Below are 17,764 nucleotides of genomic sequence, written 5' to 3' on the forward strand. Positions count from 1 at the left end.
AGCCTCCTTTAATTCATTCTTTTTTTCGGAGGCTGCGAGCGAGTTACTGGCGGAGAAGTTCTATAAACAGATTGAAAACCGGTTACCAGAGACGGAAAAATTTTTTTCAGGGTTTTAAGCCCTGTATGTAGAAACCCACTCCGGTCTCTCCGGTGGGTTTGCCTCAAGCATCTCTCTCCATTTTTCATCGGTCAGGCGTTCTTCCATGGGCTGTTTGAACTCATAATGGCTCATAACAGGCCCTGCAGCCAGGAAAACCCTGCCGTCAGGAACCTTGTAAGCCACAATTGCCATGTCCACATACCCTGTCCCTTCCTCAAGCACAAGTTTATTATTTGGTTCTGTATGGACATCCGCAACAAGGGTAGTTTTCCGGGCTTCTTCGTCGACGTCCACGCTCATTTTGATTATTTCTCCAAACTTGAATATGTAATATTTGTCTTCTTCTGTTAGTTCCTCATTTTCGAGTTCCTTTTTGGAAATCTCGATAAGCTTTTCCAGGTTATTCTCTAGGTTTTCAAAGTTTCTTCCCGTATCTTCATCAAGAGCATTCAGTTCTTCAAGCCCGTTTGCGGTCATCCGGGTAAGGGCTAACAGCCTGTTATAGAATTCAGGCACAGGTTCTACATATCCTACGGTTTTATCCCCAAAAATAGGAAGTGATGTCTCTATCACATAGAGCTGCTTTGCATAGAGAATTGTATCATGCCTCAGTTCGGTCCAGGAAGCCAGAGAAGTGCTTAATTCCTTATCTTGCCAGGCATCGGTCTGCATGAAGGTTGGGTAACCTGCACCATAACCTTTTAAGAGTGGCTGGAGAGAATAAAGCCAGGACCAGTAAAGGTTCCTGTTCCAGTCGGCTGCACTGAAGTTCGAGAACTCCGAATCCAGTTCTCCGTATCTGAGACTGTAATTTTTATAGCTCGAATCGTTCAGTTCGTCAAGCCAGTAAACAGCCCTCTCCGATCCCAGGAGAGCCATCGCATCAAGCCCTCGCGGGAAACCCCTGTTGTTTCCGTATTCGGAATCTATATAGGTAAAAGGCATCTGTTCCTGATTTCCTGTGTACTCTTTAGTATAGGGACCGCTGAGCCTGAAGAATATGTAAGAGTCCGGGATAAAACGCTGCCCCATGAACCTGAAACCTTTCGTATCCTCAAGGAGTTCGTCGGCCTGCTCGGCTATTATTACAGGCTCGTGAGTTCCGCTTCCCGTTCCTCCGTAGATCTCCGGACTCCGGTATCCTGCAAGTTCAATTTTTAGCTCTTCCATTGTCGTTGTGTTAAAATTCCTTGATCCATTTCCGAATACTGTCTCCATTGCCTCCATGTATTCATAAGGTCCAAGATCGTCAGAGATACCGACATAAAAAGCAGTAACTGCGTAAATCCTGTCCCATTTCATGAGGAGATCAGGGTCATCTTCGAGCCGGGAAGTGGTCAGGTTTGCCTGGATTGTCTGGATGCGAGCTTCTTTTTCAGGGTCTTCTGCCTCGATTAGCTTTCCCTTTAGGAGCATACTCATCCTTCCATGCCACATAAAAGCTTTGAAGTAATTCTTCAGAATTTCCGAGTGAGTGTAGTGTCCCCTGGGCACATACTGAGAATAATCTTCTTTATAATGGAAAATCGGAGAGAGAGCAAAGCCTTCGTGAGCTTCTATCAAAGCCAGTTCTGCATTGACTTCATCTTTTACAAAAGCAGGAATCTCAAACTGATACTTTTCCTTTGCTGCAAGGTCAAAGTATGTTCCTGCTTCAGGATCGTAAGGATCCTCAATCTCTTTTATCTGTTCTTCTTCGGGCTGGAGAAGGCTCAATGCAACTGAAAAGTAAGCAGTGTTCCTTTTTGCAGCTTCTTTTTCTTCTCCTGATGCGCTATTATAATCACTTACAGATGCATTAAGCAGAGCCTTATCAAGTTCCCACAGGAGGACATACAACTCTTCTTGCTCGATCCGACTCATGCTGTCATCAAACTGGACATGGTAAAGGTGGAGAAGTGTATCCGAAGTTATGAAAATCAGCTGTCCTTCGTTTCCAAGCCTATTATACATAGCAGTTATATCTTCTTCCTTTGGGTTGTAAGGGTTGGAAATTACCACAAATCCGTTTTCTTTCAGCTTTTCCAGAGCTGTATCATCTGTCAAAAATTTTTGAGAAAACTCACCGTAATTTGAAATATCTGATTCCTGCAGGGGCAGGTCGTACTGGGGAGCTTTCAGCTCTATATCAAGAGCTTCAAGCCTGTAGTTCCCCACAAGAGCCGGATTTCCTGTTTCAAAACCGGAAAGATTTACTGCTTCGGTTTTCAGATGACCAGTTGAAGGGCTTCTACCAGTTGAAGGGCTTCTATTACTGTCAACTTCTTCTATCGCTTCAGTACCGTTCTCCCTGCTTAATCCGGAACTTTGCTCAAGGCATCCTCCTGCAAGGGAGACTATGAGGATTAAGAGAACTAAATAAGTTACAACTAGCCTGATTTCGTACTTCATTCTTTCATCTCGGTCGCTTTGGATCAGTTTCTGGTTCGAGCTTTGTTCGCTTAGAGAGGAAGGGATTTACCTACCAAGTCTATAAATTCAGATTTCAGGTTCAGATTTATTGTTTTGCAACCGAAGATCTGTATGGGGGTCAAATTTTCAAAAATTGACTTTCATATGTTATCTAATCAAAGATTTTAACTTATAGAACAAAGTGAAAACGAAAATAACAAAACTCTATCTAAAAACACTTTTTTAGCGTCTCTTTTTTACTGAATTTTTAAATTTCTCCTTTCAAACTTCTTTTTTATGCTTTTTAGGTAGTGCCTCCAGACAAGCTGGCGGCGGCATCCGATCCTATCAGTGAATTAAAAAACGGCTGTCAGAAAAAGGGAGTTTCTTTATCCAGCCAGGTATTTTTTTCCATAACTTTTGCACAGTAATAGATTTTTTATATATTTTAATATTTTATAGATGAAGACTGCTTTGAATTGATTTATTCTAGACTTAAGTCTCTACTTCTTTCCCGTCAATCAATAAGCTCTTAATTACGGCATTTCCGTATTTGTCAACAACAACCTTTACATCAACTCTTTCTCTCCCGGTCCACTGTTGACTTTCTATCTCTTTTCCCCTGCCCTCGGGAACGAAATAGCTCTCGATACCGTACTCAACTGTCAGTTTTTCAATATCTGTTTCGTCTATAATGCCCTCTCCATCAGTTTCCCAGTCATGTTCTATTCCTTTTACCTTGCCTTTGATGTAAAGCTCATCATCCGGAGGATTTCTGTAAATTTTTTTGGGCACTCCATACCCGTTTTCAAGTTCCAGGACAAGATATATTCTGTCATTATATTCAAAGTAAGGATCTTCGACCGGGATTTCTTCCAGATCCAGGGTGCTTATCTCGTAGTTAAGAACCACGTAGTCTCCCCTGAAAAGATCCCTCGGGTCTACAGGCTCAGTTTTAAGTATAACCTCTGTTCCGGTCCTCAGGGTATACTCTTTATACAGAATAAAACCTGAAAAAATCAGGAGCCAGAAAACTACAGTAAGATAAAAGATTTTCCTTTGATTCATCTCTGGAAGCCTCCTGTTTCTGAACCGGCAGTGAATTTACAGATCTCAAATCTCAGAATGGCACTCATCATTATTCTCCCCGGAAAATTGAACCTTTAATTCTCTTCTTTTTCTTTCCAGAATAATACTTATGACCAGCAGGACAAAACCTCCAAGCATGAAAAAGAGCGACCTTGGAAGTAGTTCCCAGAAGAAATCGAAATATCTCGCAAAAATAAGCAGGATAAACCAGAACATTGCAGTACTTACTATCCCTATATCTTCCATGTTATATCCGGCGTAAAGAAGCAGAGTCAAAAGTCCAAGGAAGATCACGTTGAACAGAATCATATAAACTTTTTCCGAAGCAGGAAGGTATATTGTTGTAAGAGTGATTCCTGCCATCAACAGCGCAATAACGGATATGCTTACATCTGCCTGGAAACTTCTGGACTTTTCACGCAGTGGTTTTGAAAGCAGGACTGCCAGAAGGAGGATTCCTGAAATGGCGTAAATCACAGGGACTATTTTTTCAACTCTATACTGCCAGATCTCGAAAGTATGTACGAATAAGGTAACAAGTACAGCCTGCAATCCCATGAACTTAAAAGTCTTTTCAGCGTGTCTTGCTTTCTCTACGAGCCCGTTTAGAATTCCGGCAAAATAGACAGCAATACCTGATATGAGGTAGAGGTCTTTCATGCTGATTAAATTCTCCAGGTCGATTCTTTCCGTGTAGAGAAGGCCGACCCAGAGGTAAAAAAGTAAGGAACAAAGTCCGGCTATTGGCGTGGACATGTAACCATAAATCAGTGGGAAAACTCCAATAATCCAGATCAGTACAAGGGTACTGTTATTAGCGTTAATATTGTAAATCTGGGCAATTAAAAAGAGACTGGCTCCGAAGAACAGGGCTGAAAGCAAAATCAGGGCAGAACCAAGCCTGGTATAATTCCGGTTTTCATACTTAAAATGATAACCGGCGTAATGTATGCCTATTGTGCTTCCAACAAGCAGCAAAACTTTAACGCTATTCCCGATTTTCTCCCAGTTGGATGCCACAAACAGAATGGCTCCAATTCCTATTAAAATTGCCCCTATGGTTGAAAAGGCAATGACCTGCTTTTTTGATCTATGCTCCTTCTTATATTCGGCAAGATCTGCCCGCATCTTTTCAGCCTGGGCGTGATTGATTGTACCTTCATCCAGCCATTTCTGGATCAAGTCATCATCGAACATATTTTTAATATATTAGCATGTTGTATTTACGTTTTTTTAGACACTTTGTTAGAGAAAAATATTCATCGCAGAATTTGTTCATTTGTCTGGAAACTCCTGACCTCTTACTCCTGCAGAGCTGCTATTCTTTTTAGTTTCGTCCGTAACTATTATATCTATCAAGATCTTACAGAAGGCAACTATATTAGTTTCACATGTAACTATTTATAAAGCCACTATTAAGTCACTATTAAATCATTCTACTAAACAAGCCTCCTGGCCCTACAAAAAACGGAGGATTAATTATGGAAGACCCAAGAGAGATCTGCGGCCCGATCGCCCACATCTACCGAAGCCACATGGCATATATGGCAAAGGAACTCGAAGCTTACGGGATTGGGAGCGGGCAATTTGATTTCCTTATGGTTCTGTACCGGAAGGATGGCATTTCTCAGGAAACCCTTGCAAAAATATTAAAAGTAAGCAAAGCAACAAGCACCAGGGCGATCCAGAGCCTGGAAAAAGAGGGGTATGTGTACAGGCAAAAGGACGAAAACGACCTTCGGGCTTACAGGGTTTACCTGACTGAAAAAGGAAAAGAAATAAGAGGCGTGGTCCTTGAAAAACTGATTTCTTTTGTTGATACTCTCCTTTCAGATTTCACATCGGAAGAAAAAGAAATTTTCAGGCTGCTGGTCCGCAAGGCTTCACTTAAGCTCTGCGAGCCCGGATTCGGACCTGAATGTCAGGATGGCAGAACGAAGTGTAATAAAAACGAGAAGGAAGCATAAATATGGAAGAAAAAAGTGAATTTCTGGGAAAAGAGAGTATAGGAAAGCTCCTGTTCAAGCTTTCGACTCCTGTAATTATCGGGATGCTCGTACAGGCTCTCTATAATGTTGTGGACACGCTTTTCGTAGGAAGGGCATATGGAACGGAAAGTGTCCAGGCTATAGGCGGGCTTTCGATAGCTTTCCCAGTCCAGATGATAATTATGGCTTTTGGAATTGTTCTCGGCACAGGGGGCTCTTCCATTATCTCACGTGCCCTTGGAGCACGAGAAAAAGAAAAAGCCGAGAAGACTCTTGGGAACGTTTTTTCCCTGAGCCTGATCCTCAGCGTACTTATTGCCGTTCCCTGCCTCCTTTACCTGGATGGCATTCTGGAGGTCTTCGGAGCTACTCCCGGAATCCTGCCCTATGCTATGGAATATCTTGGGTATATAATTGCAGGAGGGATTTTCTTTGTTTTCGGAGTAGCTGTTCAGCATATCGTCAGGGCCGAAGGGAACGCCCGCCTTGCCATGAATGCAATGCTGATAGGCGCGGGCATCAACATTGTCCTTGACCCGTTTTTTATCTTCGGCTTTGGAATGGGCGTGCAGGGAGCTGCGATTGCAACCGTGCTATCCCAGGCAGTAAGTTCGGTCTGGCTTCTGCAGTACTGCCTTAAAGGAAAAGGAGCCGTACACTTTAAATCCAGATACCTGAAACCTAACCTGGACATTATAAAAGAAATAGGGGCTATAGGGGTCGGGTCTTTTGTTATGCAGGCGTCGAGCAGTCTCATGATGATCTTTGTATATAATGCCCTTGCAACCTATGGAGGAGATGTCGCAATCGCTGTTTTTGGAATTATTATCAAAGTTAACTCCTTTATTTTCCTGCCTCTCCTGGGCATGTCCTTTGGCCTGCAGCCGATTGTAGGGTATAATTACGGGGCAAAGCAATTCGGGAGGATAGCCGAAGCCGTAAAATTGGCTCTTATGTCGACAACGACCTTCGGACTCCTCGGCTTGCTTATTATTCATCTCTTCACGGAGCAGATCCTCGGGCTTTTCAGTGCCGATCCGCAATACCTGTCTGTCGGGAAACACGCTATAAAGATCATGCTCCTGGGAATGCCTTTGATAGGCTTGAACGTAGTCGCAATGACACTTTTCCAGGCCCTTGGGAAGGCGAGACCCTCTTTCATCCTTTCCCTCAGCAGGCAAATCTTATTCCTGATCCCGCTTATTGTTATCCTTCCGCGTTTTTATGAACTGGATGGAATCTGGGCGGCTTATCCGATTTCGGACATTCTATCATTTATGCTCTCGACATTTCTGATCCTTAGAGTATACAGAACTTTTAAAGAACGTCCAGGTCCTTCAGGAGTTGGTGCGGGGACAGAATTAGCAGTTTCCAGCGGGCTCGAGTAATATCTGGCACGCTGAAACGAAGGCAAAAGTTCAAACTGCCCTCTTTTCCTTTTTTTCTTCTACTCTTTTAGACCCGGATACATTGAAAATCACTCAGTTTACAGAACACTGTTCAGAATCATTGTTTCAAAAGCAGTTTGAATCTTAGTTACATACTTTTACATATCAATATACTGAGGTGATATGCAAATGAACTGTGGAGATTTGAAAATGGGTCAGGTTCTTCTTTGCGATATATGTGGTTTTGAGCTTCAGGTAGTAAAAGAGTGTGGAGATGTCACCTGCGCTACAGACACTTGCTGTACCGGCAACGTAACATGTTGTGGAGAGCCGATGAGATTAAAACAGTAAATTAAACGGCAGAGTATACGAAAAATAATAAATTAATTGAAAGATATTGAAGCAGAATTTAGACGGTAGAGATAAAAAAGAGCTTTAAAAGCTCTTTTTCAAAACCTGAATCTTAAAGTGCTTTTTCCCTGCTGTTTCCTTTTCTTTTTCTTTTAAGAATACCCTGCATCAGTATAATTGCTGCATATGAGCTGAAAAACCAGACTGCAAGGGCTATTGCCAGGGACAATCCCCGCCGGTTCAGGTTTTCCATGCAAAAAGTTTTGAGGGAAGGTGCTGAAGCAGGATGTAACAGACAACAACAGCCGTGCCTCCGAAACTCCGTGCAATCAATCTGGAAGCTACAACTGCACTCCCACCGAAAAGGAAACGGAGAAGAACAGAAGACATACCAGTACTGAACATTAAGTCCCAACCTATTAGTAAATGTTTTTTATATATAATGGCGCACTATGGCTTACCTGGGGATACACCTGTATGCACCTTTTTTAAAAAACTGAGCTTTTTTACTCTCCGAATTAACTCTCGATCCCATACTTTTCCCTGATCTCCGATTCTTTTAAAACCTTAAGCTCGAGCTTCTCAAGAATCTCGGAGATCCTGTTCCGATCTTCGCTTTTCATTGATTTCCTGTCAAAATAAGCAAACTCAGCACCGGATTTCTCAATAGCCTGCCTGATCAGTGCTTCGTCCACAAATTCTAACTGGTACTTGGGGAAGTTGTGACCAAAAGAGATTTCGGTTTCAAGCAAAAGTCCTGTCTGGCGCATTGCATAGTGTCCTCCCCCAAAGCCGAGAGCTGCAGGCACTTTTTCAAGAGAAACTGCAAGAATAGCTTTTGCGGCAACCTCTCCGGCTTCAGGGTCTTTCCACTGTGCTTCGGTACTGCCGATTTCGGCATAGACGGATGGAACTGAGAGTTCCGTCGGGCCGTGGTGGGTAACTTCAAGGGTAACGTCATATTTAAGCCCTTTTTCTCCGGCAAGCCGCTTCATTTCTTTAAGGATTGACTTCATTGCGGCAGGTGAAGAGACTGCAAGCTCTTTTGGGTGCCCTCCAAGCCTTGCTTCTCCTGAAGGGTTTCCCGTGCAGTGTACGGTTAAAGAATTGATCTCTTCTTTGCTCCTGTGCTTGGAGGCAAAGATTATCAGAGAGGCTGGAAATCCTGACGCTTCCAGCTTTCTGTCAAGTCCGTCCTGAAAGACATGAATCTCCTCTATATCAACAAGTCTGAATCTTCCATCCGCAGATTCTCGGGCTGCCGAAAATCCGGATTCAAGAGGGAGTTTGAGGTCTTTCCATTCTCTCAGGTTCAAAAGATGAGTTTTGATGTTCTGGCTGGCAAGGTCTGGGGCAGAACAAATGATTGTAATTCTTGAGTTACTCTCATTTTCTGGATTCATATCTGTCATTTTCGGATCAGTCCGGTTTTTTTCTGAATTTATCCTGAACCTATTCTGAACTTTCGTTCAGAAACAATTTCGTTCAAAAACAATTGCCTTTAGAATTCGTAAAGATAGATAAAACCAACCCCAAAAATAGAATAAATTCGGTCAGAACAATCCAACCTCAGAAGAGTATGGAATGGTGTACTTGACATAATTGATGATTGGGCTGCCGAGCGTGAACTGTACTGTGTTCACAACCACGATGATATCATGGGTGCTTGCGTAGCACGTTTCCAAGAAAACACAGTAAGGCTTGCAATGCTGATCGAACTTGGTGAGATCCCGGAACTCACAAGGAAGATGCCAACTGAGCAAATCCTCGAATTCAAAATCTCACGCAGGGCTGTGGAAATAGCACTCCACATGATTGATGCTGTGTATATGCCATATACACAGAAGCTAATTGCAAAGCTCCACGATGATAGAAGCGGTACTTGCGTTTCAGGTATTGCCAATGACGTGGTTAGGGTTGAAGAAAAGCTAATGGATACGTTGAAAATAGGACAGTGCGAAGCCTATCGCGAGTGTCACATGAAGGTGGCACAGTTCAACGAGTGTGTAGACTCATTGTAGTTGTCTGGTGCAGTAGAGTTTGCAACAGTACTGAACAGACAAAACAATCGTGTAGAGTGGTTGGTCTACATACCTCGTGAGCTTAGAGACCCAAAGTTCCAACATAACTACACTCATACAAAGTTCTCAGAGTACACATGCGGAATTTGTTTTAACTATTCCTCACCTACTGTATTTAAACAGTATGAAAACACTTCTAATGCTCCAAAGATGGCAGAGTGGTAAGATATTTACAAACTTACCTCTCTTTTTTATTTTTATTTCTAAATAATTCTTTTTATTGCTTCTTTTTTGTAATGATGTCACAAATTGAAATCATAGTGCAAATTCGCTTTTTTGATATCTCCATAACTCGTTTTTTATTCGTTTTTTATAATGTTGTGTGGACAGTTTAGAGAGTATTACCCGGTAGTGTAAAATCGAAGAAATCCCTGATAGTGTCACAAAATCGACTATACACAAATAAAAACATAAAATCCTCCCTAATATAATACATAATAACATTATAAAGAATAATTAGTATATATTATAATAATATATAAAAGAAGAAATCAAATTGCGGGCGGCCACCCCACCCTAAAGGATGGGGTATGCTTCGGGCCGCCCGCCCGGTTGTTCTGGTAATTAGAAATCATCAAGTCTTCTTTGCTTGGATCTCATGAACCTATGCAATCGAGACTCTTCACTCGGTTTTCCTTGCGATTCTTTAATGTAATGCTTAATTGTATCAGCAGTTACGTTTCCAACGGATCGATAGAACTTTCCACTTGACCATAGATTTCCACCCCAATATCGTTTTTTAAGATCAGGATGAAGCTTGAATAAGCTGTAAGAACTACCTCCTTTCAAATACTGAATTACCTCTGACAGAGAATTACTTGGATGAAATTCAAGAAACAAATGAACATGATCATCTACTACTTCCATTGCATGTATTTTGTAGCCATTTTTAGCACAAATTATACTGAGAATCAACTCGCAATCCTTTTTAATTCTCTTATTGTAGAATATATTGTATCGACTTAGGCACCAACACGATGTGGTAAGTAATCTGACCATAGCCATGGCTAAAACTGCGTAATTCCAACTTATATCACATCCTAGCCAAAGGTGGCTGGCACCACCTCTGGTTATGGTGCCAAAAAAACCTTATTTTACAAAAAAAGTGAGGATTTAGATAATTAAAGTGAAAAAACGAAGAGGCGAGGGTTCACTTCATCCCCGACCTGAAGGACGGGGTATTCGTGACCCTCTGCGCTCCATTAGTAATAAACGAAGATAAGAGAAGCGAATTACGGGAACAAACTCAGCAGGTGCTGCTATCTGCAGTACCTTGACCTGTAATTGGCATTATCCGTACCTGATTAGTGTTTGCGCCTGATCAGTATCTGCTTTTATACTTACTGTAGGCAGATTGGAGTGAAGTACATTAAAACAAGTTTTGAGTGGGTTCTGAGGAGATCTGGGGAATTGTTGGAATTAAAAATGATAGTACTTAAGGTAAAGTACAATGTTCGCGGAGGCACTACTTATCTTCAGAATCCACTCAGCGTTAAATAATTTTTTATCGCTAACTATTTAGTTATTTTGAATCTATTCTACTTAACTGGAGTCAGAAACCGGCATATTCAGGAAAGAGCTGGCCACTATTTCTACCATGTCGTATTTATTTAAGAAAAATATTCTATTACCTGTTCTTTTATTACAATTAATAGAAAAAACAAACTCAGTTGTATACAGACGGAAGAAGCATTGAATATACTTTTCGAAAAACCTGCATCTGAAAAGAGATTGTTGAGCGGTTAGGGAGAGAGATATGGGGAGTCTCTTTGGAAAGAAAGTTATACCATTGGGGCTGGTATGTTTGCTCGTAGAGGGTGGATAAATCCTACAAAGTTACCCGCTCAACAGTATAGATAGTTTTACTGCTAGGTATTTATTCCTTATGAATTTATCTTACTGATTTTAGATCATTAAAAAGGTATAGCTTCACAGAAAAAAATATAGCTTCACAAAAATACCTGATCCTGTGGAGCTATATTTTACTTATTAAATCAGTTTAAATTAACAGTTATATCGATTACCATAGATATCCATCCAGGCATCTTTTGTTTTATCTGGAAATCTCCACCTCAACCCCTCGAAAGCCTTCAACCGGGATTCTCCTGGAAGAAAGCAAGTAACCATCTTCAATGTTCGATACCCTGAACTTCGCATCAACTGTATTTTCCTGAGACCTGATTTTTACATTGCCTCCCTTCACAAGCTCAAGTTTCCTAACTGTTTGGAGGTTCAGTTCGACAAAGGCGTTCTCATTTTCAAGCCCGTGCCACATGAAAGGGGACAGAGAATAAACGAGCGAAACTGAGAGCGAGGCTGAAGAACACCCTGGACAGGACTCTGAAAAGGATCTGGAATATGTTTCCTGATCTAATTCACACTTTAGACAGGAAGTTTCAACCTCAACTGGCTCGGGAACAAATTTCTCGGGAGCCCGTAGGGAAAACTCACCTGCTTCCTTCAGTCCGAAGCCATCAAATATCTCTTTCTGGACCGATTCGAAATCAAGCTGTTTTCCAAAAGCCGCTGCAAGGCTAGAAAGAGAACCGAAACCAAGAGTGGAGTCTCCCCCTGTTGAAAGCAGCCTCCCTTCAGCATTGAGTACAGTACCCTGTTTGTGGTAAAAATGTTCGGATGCAATTACAATGTCAGCAAGCCTGGAAAATTCCCCATGCCTTGAAGTCTGGACTATCAGAGTATCCAGCTTCGAAAGGATCCGTACTGCCGTCTCCCGATCAGGTGCAAGTTCGAGAAGGTCGGATTCCAGGCAGAAGAGGGTTTTTATTTTTCCGGAATCGATATTCTCAAATATCTTTTCCAGACTGCGTCGTTTCGTGAGCGCTTCAAGCAATTCTGCTCCTGCAGAATTGACGAAGGGTCTGAGGAAGAAGGTCTTTGCACCTGAAGCCTCTGCAAGTTCCAGAACCATTTTTATATGCTCAAGATCCGAGTAAGGGTGGATATCGGCTATAAGCACTGAGTCCTGGGAGGGAGATAGGAATTTCCCGCATTCTTCCGGTTTCAGGCAGAACTGCTCATCAGCAACAGGCAGGTGCCTTGGTCCTATGCAGACAATCTTTGTCCCATTTTTCTTTGCCCTGAGAACCCTCCTGAGAAGCAGAGGATACTGAGAGTATGGATCAACAAAGAGAAAGACCTGTTTTGCCTCTTCAACTTCCTCAAGGGACATACTCTGACTGAGTGAAGAGTGCTTTCCAGCCGGGAGTGAAGAATAAATATCCATCCCGATCTCTACTCCAATGCCAAAAGCACTTGCAAGGACTGAGAGAGCCTTCTGTTCTTCATTTGTCGTATTACCAACAGAAAAGAAAGCCAGGCTTTCTGCGGACGCAGTTCTCAGAGTCTCGATTGATGCCGAGATAGCAGTTTCAAGCCCTGACTTCTTTCCTCCTACCATTGAGGTTTGAGGTCCAGCATAATATAGCGGAAGCTTTAGCCCGAACCTGCAGAGTTTGCCTGCATTTACAGGAGAGCTTTTTCGGAAGTCCACCGACACCGAAGTCTCTCCTGTTTCGGAAACAATTTCCCTTAAATAAAGTCCGCATGTAAGCCCGCAGCCCGGACATATGCTCGAGTATACATTTTCCCTGTTCTTTATCTGCATGAGCAGCCACTTCCTTCTTTATCTTCATTGTCTTCGGGTTTCAGGGCAAAAAAAGGCGGAGTCCTGTCTGACATGCCCGGAATGTACCTGTATTCTTTCTGGATAGGCACCGCAAAGCGCTGGTAAAGGCGAGTAAGCAGAATTTCCGCAGGGCAAACATCTTCACACTGCCCGCAGCCTATACAGGAGTCCGAAAGGTGCAGGAAGCGTACCATATGGAAAAGTGACATCCTGTAGCTGTCCGCAAGGGAAGAGTACGCAGTACATTTTGAGTCTTCCCCGCAGGTGCAAACAGGACAGACTGCCTTGCAGGCTCCGCAGTGGATACAGTTTTCAAGCTCTTTCCGGAAATACTCAAAGCGTTCTCCTCCATTTTCAATAGGGGCAAAGACTTCAGCTTTCCTTTTCTCGCTCATCCCGAGCATTACCTTATTGACCTTTTCCCGAGCAGAGATTCCTTTTTCATCAGCAGATATAAGTTCGGCAAAGCCCGCATGGACTGCATTTCTTAGAAGTTCTGCTCCTTTCTCAGTCATAACTTCTACGAAGGTACCTTTTCCTGCAAGATCGCCGGGGACACCCCAGTTTCCGCAGGCAAGATCGGCATTCTTAGGTACCTTTACCTGGCAGTAGCGGCAGGAGTCCCTTCTTCCAAGTCCTTCTGCCTCAAGATCATCAATAGGAACTGCATGCTCTTTCCCATCCTTTGTGAAGAAAACAAGCTTACCTTTTAAGATTTCTTCTCCTTCGATCTCTTCGGGACCAAGCCTGTAGACGGCCTCAAGCATTTTCCTGACCGTTTCAGGGTGCATTGTACCCCCGCAGTTGAGACCTATCACATAGGTATTCTCAGGAGATAGGACATTTCTTTTTGCCCTTTCGACAACTGCCCTTGTATCGCAGGGCTTTGCTGGGAGGGCTATTTTTCCGGAGCAGGTTTCGGGTTTTAAGTACCTGGCAAGGTTTACGGGCACGGAATGCATGGAACCAGCTGATTCCAGAACTTCTTTCACATCCGAAGTAAACACAGGGTAGGCTTCAAATTCGCTGACCCTTTTCAGGACAAGCACTCTTTCCACAAACCCGGTCTCAAGGGCAGCTGCAAGCACTGCTGTCACAAGCCCTCCGGAGGCTCCACGCGACCTCACGTCTTCGGACACAGCCCAGCCGAGCAACTTATCCCCAACTTTAATATCGGAGCCAGCTTTCAGTTCCGACATTTTATGCCACCCCTTCTGGTTTCAAGATACTCGGACCAAGCTGCCTGACCTGTTCCGTAACCGCACGGACAACCTCGGAAAACTTTTCTCCTTCTGAGGCCGAGATCCAGTTGAGCTGAAGCCTTTCTTCTTCCAGGCCGAGCTCTTTTAACATCGAACGCATGAAATTGAACTTCACGAGAGTTTTTTCGTTTCCGTTTATGTAGTGGCAGTCCCCGAGGTGGCAGCCCGTGATAAGTACGGCATCGGCTCCCTCAAGGAAAGCTGAAAATACATGCACAGGATCTACCCTGCTCGAGCACATTACACGGATGATGCGCATGCTTGCAGGCTGCTGGAAACGCCCGATTCCGGCTCCGTCTGCGCCTGCATAGGAACACCAGTTGCAGCAGAACATAACAATTTTGGGTTCCCATGCCTCAGGGATTTCGTTTTTCTCAGGTTTCATTAGAGGACCTCCTCAGAGTAAGCAAAGACATCTTTCACCTGTGCAAGGAGCTGGTCATTTCTGAAATGCTGCTGGTCGAGTGCTCCTGTCGGGCAGCTCATAGCACATGCCCCACAGCCCTTGCAGAGGGCAGGGTTGACTTCCGATTTCCTTGCCTTATAAGAAATGCCCTGCTTCTCAAGCAGAACTTGGGTTAAGCTGATTGCCCCGTAAGGGCAGACTTTCTCACAGGCTCCGCACCCAACGCAGAGTTCGGTATTGACTTTCGAAATAACAGCACTTGATTCCAGGGATTTCTTGGAGAGAATAATACATGCCCGCGAAGCTGCAGCCGCAGCCTGGGCAATGCTTTCGTCCACAAGTTTGGGAGCCTGGGCTGTCCCGCAGAGGAAAACTCCTTCGGTTGCAAAGTCCACAGGTCTTAACTTTATGTGGACTTCCAGGAAAAAGCCGTTTGAGTCCAGAGGAACTTTAAACATAGGAGCAATCTGTTTGTTTGAAGCAGGAGCAGCAAGCGGAGCACTCAGAACTACAAGGTCAGCCTCGATTTCCAGGTCAAAACCAGTAATCTCGTCGTACACGCGGACCTCGTTTTCTCCTATCCATGGCAGCCGGGTATCGGAATAAGCTATAAAGCGGACACCTGCAGCCCTTGCCCTTGAGTAGAGTTCTTCCCAGGCACCATAGGTGCGCATTTCCCGATACAACACATGCACGGTAGCCGAAGGGTCCCTTTCCTTGATGCGGAGAGCATTTTTCACAGCTGTTATACAGCAGACTCTGGAACAGTAGGGGCGTTCTTTATTCCTGCTTCCTGCACACTGAACCATTACCACATGTTTTGCCTTGAAGTTGCCTTCGAGTTTTGCTTCAAGCCCGGACTGGGTGACAACATTCGGGAATTCGCCATAACTGAAGTATCCTGCAGGAGAAAGCTCTTCGGCTCCAGTTGCAAGAACCGCGACTGCAAACGAGACTTCCTGCTCTCTGCCTGTTCTATCCCTGACCCGGCCTTTGAAGTTTCCAACCGAGCCGCTGACTTCGACCAGTTCTGAATCTGTCATAACCGTGATCACGGGATGAGACCTGACTTTCTCTATAAGAGGACTGAGAATCTCACTGGTTTTCCTCCCGTCCTGAAGGACTGTTATATTCCTGAGAAGCCCTCCGAGTTCGGGTTCTTTTTCCACGAGTAAAACTTCAAACCCGTTTTCTGCAATCTCGAGGGCTGCATGCAGGCCTGAAATCCCTCCTCCGAGCACGAGTGCATTGTGCCCGAGTGAGAGTTCCTGTTTATAAAGAGGAGTAAGGTGCCTGACCCTGGAAACCCCCATCCTCATGATATCCTTTGCCTTTTCAGTGGCTTTCTCAGGCTCCTGCTGGTGAATCCACGAGCAGTGTTCCCTTATGTTCACAAGCTCAAAGAGGTAAGGGTTCAGTCCTGCAGCCCTGCAGCTTTCCTGGAAGAGGGGTTCGTGAGTTCTCGGAGTACAGGAGGCTACAAGTACCCTGTTAAGCCCGTACTCGGAGATCATTTCCTTGATCCTTTCCTGGGCATCTTCGGAGCAGGCATACATTTCTTCCCGTGCAACTGCTACATTTTCAAGCGTGCCTGCATAGCTCACCACTTCAGGAACGTTAACAAAGCCGCCTATGTTCGTGCCGCAGTGGCAGACAACCACCCCAACCTTTGGTTCACCTTCAACTGCCTTTTCCGGTGGGAACTCCTTTTTACTCTCCAGAGTCCCGCGGACAGAAGAAAGCAGAGCCCCGGCTTTTGCAGCAGCTCCGCTTGCCTGAGCCACAGTATCCGGAATATCTTTTGGACCCTGCACGGCTCCTGCAGCGAAAACTCCGGGTCTGTCCGTGCTCATGGGGTTCTCTATGGAAGTATTAATAAATCCGGCTCCTGTAAGCCCTACTCCTGCAAGCCTGGCAAGTTCTTTGCCTGATTCGGATGCCCCTATGCCTATAGAAAGGACGATCATATCGAACTCTTCATGGGATATGCTGCCGTCTTCGTTTTCATAAGGAATCCTTAATTCGCCTTTCAGAGGGTCGGTTTCAACACAGGAAGGACGAGACCGGATGAAACGGACTTTTTTCTCGTTTCTAGCTCGCTGGTAGAATTCTTCAAAGCCTTTCCCGAAAGCCCTTATGTCGATATTGAAGATTGCACATTCGATTTCCGGGTCGTGCTCTTTTGCAATCACTGCCTGTTTTACGGCATACATACAGCAGACCGAGGAGCAGTACTTTCTTGATAATCTCTGGTTTCTGGACCCAACGCATTGAATAAAAGCGATTTTTTTGGGTTCTTTTCCCCTTGAGGTCTGAAGATGCCCGTGGTAGGGCCCGGATGCGTTCAGAAGCCTCTCAAACTGAAGGGAGGTTACAACATCAGGATGCTCTGGCCTGTAAGCCTCAAGCCCTTTCGGGTTGAAAGCCTCAAAACCCGCAGCAAGTATTACGGCTCCTGCTTTGAGAGAGAGTTCCTTATCTTTCTGGGTGTAGTCAATGGCCCCTCTTTTGCATACCTTTGCACAATTTCCACATCTGCCCTTGCTCAGGTAGATGCAGTTTTCAGGGTCAATTGTCATGATTCTGGGAACAGCTTGCGGAAATGCGAGGTAAATAGCTTTTCTCGGAGCAAGCCCTTCATTGAACCCGTCCGAGACTTTTTTAGGACACTTTTCAATGCAGTCTCCGCAGCCAGTGCATTTTGTCTCGTCGACGTACCTGGCTTTTTTCCTGACCTTTACAGTAAAGCCCCCGGCGACCCCGTCAATGGCAAGGACTTCGCTGTATGTGAGCAATTCTATATTCGGGTGCCTGCTGGCTTCAACGAGTTTGGGAGAGAGTATGCAGGCTGCGCAGTCCGAAGTCGGGAAAGTCTTGTCAAGCTGGGCCATTTTTCCGCCTATGGTCGGCCCGGACTCTATAAGATAAACTTTATACCCGCTGTTTGCAAGGTCAAGGGAAGCCTGTACCCCGGCAATCCCTCCCCCGACGACAGCAACTGCTCCGGTTATATCCGTTTTCATGCTTTCAGCTCCTACAGATGTTCTTCAGATAATTCTG

At 44.4% G+C, this 17,764-nt stretch carries 13 protein-coding genes and 1 pseudogene; 4 read left to right on the top strand and 10 right to left on the bottom strand.

Annotated features, from left to right (window positions below; genetic code table 11):
- Positions 1–114 precede the first annotated feature (114 nt).
- From MSHOH_RS09500 to MSHOH_RS09510, 3 genes are all read right to left on the bottom strand, one after another.
- A complete protein-coding gene (locus MSHOH_RS09500) occupies positions 115–2,493 on the bottom strand; it encodes a DUF3160 domain-containing protein (protein ID WP_048139189.1) in 2,379 nt (792 codons plus the stop codon).
- Between the two features lie 495 nt (positions 2,494–2,988).
- Positions 2,989–3,561 (bottom strand): GDYXXLXY domain-containing protein, encoded by a 573-nt coding sequence (locus MSHOH_RS09505; RefSeq protein WP_048139191.1) that lies wholly within the window; start codon positions 3,559–3,561, stop codon positions 2,989–2,991.
- A 45-nt stretch (positions 3,562–3,606) separates the two neighbouring features.
- Entirely contained in the window at positions 3,607–4,779 is a 1,173-nt protein-coding gene (locus tag MSHOH_RS09510) for a DUF2157 domain-containing protein (RefSeq protein ID WP_048139193.1), read from the bottom strand.
- Between the two features lie 284 nt (positions 4,780–5,063).
- Between MSHOH_RS09510 and MSHOH_RS09515 the strand changes: the two genes are divergently transcribed.
- The 3 genes from MSHOH_RS09515 to MSHOH_RS24640 all read left to right on the top strand — a co-directional run bounded on the left by MSHOH_RS09515 (position 5,064) and on the right by MSHOH_RS24640 (position 7,309).
- On the top strand, positions 5,064–5,549 hold the full coding sequence (locus MSHOH_RS09515; protein ID WP_048139195.1) for a MarR family winged helix-turn-helix transcriptional regulator: 486 nt from the start codon (positions 5,064–5,066) through the stop codon (positions 5,547–5,549).
- Between the two features lie 2 nt (positions 5,550–5,551).
- Positions 5,552–6,958, top strand: a complete 1,407-nt coding sequence (locus MSHOH_RS09520; RefSeq protein WP_048139197.1) for an MATE family efflux transporter — start codon at positions 5,552–5,554, stop codon at positions 6,956–6,958.
- A 189-nt stretch (positions 6,959–7,147) separates the two neighbouring features.
- Complete coding sequence (locus MSHOH_RS24640; protein ID WP_204245409.1) at positions 7,148–7,309, top strand: hypothetical protein; 162 nt, start codon at positions 7,148–7,150, stop codon at positions 7,307–7,309.
- A gap of 240 nt (positions 7,310–7,549) precedes the next feature.
- On the opposite strand, the gene MSHOH_RS25155 is transcribed toward MSHOH_RS24640, so the two are convergent.
- A complete protein-coding gene (locus tag MSHOH_RS25155; protein ID WP_239451310.1) occupies positions 7,550–7,714 on the bottom strand; it encodes a hypothetical protein in 165 nt (54 codons plus the stop codon).
- Between the two features lie 113 nt (positions 7,715–7,827).
- Positions 7,828–8,721: a D-aminoacyl-tRNA deacylase gene (locus MSHOH_RS09525; RefSeq protein WP_048139199.1), complete on the bottom strand. Its 894-nt coding sequence runs from the start codon at positions 8,719–8,721 to the stop codon at positions 7,828–7,830.
- A 294-nt stretch (positions 8,722–9,015) separates the two neighbouring features.
- Here MSHOH_RS09525 and MSHOH_RS09530 point away from each other — a divergent pair, with 294 nt between their 5' ends.
- Positions 9,016–9,330, top strand: a complete 315-nt coding sequence (locus MSHOH_RS09530; RefSeq protein ID WP_158024107.1) for a hypothetical protein — start codon at positions 9,016–9,018, stop codon at positions 9,328–9,330.
- A 624-nt stretch (positions 9,331–9,954) separates the two neighbouring features.
- On the opposite strand, the pseudogene tnpA reads toward MSHOH_RS09530, so the two are convergent.
- From tnpA to MSHOH_RS09555, 5 genes and pseudogenes are all read right to left on the bottom strand, one after another.
- A pseudogene (gene tnpA / locus MSHOH_RS09535) lies at positions 9,955–10,417 on the bottom strand (IS200/IS605 family transposase).
- 1,026 nt (positions 10,418–11,443) lie between these two features.
- Complete coding sequence (locus tag MSHOH_RS09540; protein ID WP_048139202.1) at positions 11,444–13,015, bottom strand: molybdopterin-dependent oxidoreductase; 1,572 nt, start codon at positions 13,013–13,015, stop codon at positions 11,444–11,446.
- On the bottom strand, positions 13,006–14,235 hold the full coding sequence (locus MSHOH_RS09545; RefSeq protein WP_048139203.1) for a Coenzyme F420 hydrogenase/dehydrogenase, beta subunit C-terminal domain: 1,230 nt from the start codon (positions 14,233–14,235) through the stop codon (positions 13,006–13,008). The genes MSHOH_RS09540 and MSHOH_RS09545 overlap by 10 nt, the downstream gene beginning before the upstream one ends.
- A 1-nt stretch (position 14,236) precedes the next feature.
- A complete protein-coding gene (locus tag MSHOH_RS09550; protein WP_048139204.1) occupies positions 14,237–14,683 on the bottom strand; it encodes a hydrogenase iron-sulfur subunit in 447 nt (148 codons plus the stop codon).
- Positions 14,683–17,727, bottom strand: coding sequence for a CoB--CoM heterodisulfide reductase iron-sulfur subunit A family protein (locus MSHOH_RS09555; protein WP_048139205.1), 3,045 nt, complete (start codon positions 17,725–17,727; stop codon positions 14,683–14,685). The genes MSHOH_RS09550 and MSHOH_RS09555 overlap by 1 nt, the downstream gene beginning before the upstream one ends.
- Positions 17,728–17,764: the final 37 nt, after the last annotated feature.

Origin of the sequence: Methanosarcina horonobensis HB-1 = JCM 15518 (assembly GCF_000970285.1) — an archaeon.
Classification (GTDB): Archaea; Halobacteriota; Methanosarcinia; order Methanosarcinales; family Methanosarcinaceae; genus Methanosarcina; species Methanosarcina horonobensis.